The 1,230-nt window shown below is 63.8% G+C and carries 1 protein-coding gene; it reads right to left on the reverse strand.

Annotated elements, in window-relative coordinates; all coding sequences use genetic code 11:
- Nucleotides 1-323: 323 nt before the first annotated feature.
- A partial coding sequence (locus LQV45_RS33700) for a hypothetical protein (protein WP_230012148.1) occupies nt 324-1,230 on the reverse strand: 907 nt, incomplete at its 5' end.

The raw sequence follows: 1,230 nt of genomic DNA on the forward strand, positions 1-1,230 counted from the left end.
CAGCGGGAGTGTCCTGATTTGTTGACATCTGCTTTCCTTCCACGGGACACCGGCGTGATCGCCGGCTGATTCGACTCTCCCGGCTTGCACGTCGCGCCATAAGCCCCGATGGCAGCTAAGTGGAAAACGTGCCCGAAGATGCCGTCGTGGCGGCCTGTGGAGGAGAAGTGTCTGGCCCTTTCCGGTCGGCCAACGGCCGCCAAACGCAAAGCCCTGGTCCGCCGGCGTTTCGCCCGGGCCAGGACAGGGCTGAACCCGAGGGGCTGCGGTCCGCACTGCGACGACAGCCCCTCGGGTTCAGTTGGTGCGGGTCACCCGCGTTCCTAAGGCAGGAAGTATCCCGCGAGGTCGGCGATGAGGTGTGAGGATCCGGAGGACCGGTTGAACAACGTCACCTTTCCGTCTGAGCCGACGGGGACCGAGACCAGGTTCGGCACAGTCTGTCCGGCGGAGAAGTTCAGGTTGGACGCGTCCGGACGGGTGGAACCGGAGGGGTAGGCGGTGATGTAGCCGATGGACTGGGGCGACACGACCGTCAGGTTGAAGACAGCCGCCAGGACGCTCGAGGGGATGCCGTTGGCGCCGGCAATCTGGAAGGACACCGTGGAGTCCGGGCGAACAGCCGTTGCGTTTCGGGTGTCGAGGATCCTGGATGGACCCGTGGCCTTGAACGCACCGGTGGCTGACGGCGTGCCGCCGAGGTAGTAGCCGGCAACGTCTGCGATCAGGTGCGAACGTCCGAACGAACGATTGAGCAGTGTGACTTTTCCGTCTGGACCGATGGGGACCGTGACCAGGTTCGGCACTGTCTGTCCGGCGTTGAAGTTGAGGTTAGACGCGTCCGGACGCGCCGAGCCCGAAGCATAGGCCGTAATGTAGCCGATCCTTGTTGGCTCGGTCACTGTGAGGTTGAAGACCACAGCAGCGGCAGATGCCGGTATGCCGTTGGTCCCCGCAACCTGCAGGGACACGGTGGAATCCCCTGCAAGCGCCGTCGTGGACCGGGTGTCCAGCAGCCGCTTTGGCGCGAGGCTTTGGAAGGCACCCGGCGTCGCTGGCGTCCCCGTGACGTAGTAGCCGGTGACATCGGCGATGAGGTGGGTTGTGCCGGAGGATCTGTTGAACAGCGCCACTTTTCCGTCCGCACCCACCTTGACCGTTACCAGGTTGGGCACGTTTTGGTTGGCACGGAAGTTCACATTGGATGCATCCGGCTTTGTTGTCCCGGAG

Source organism: Microbacterium sp. Bi128, assembly GCF_918698205.1.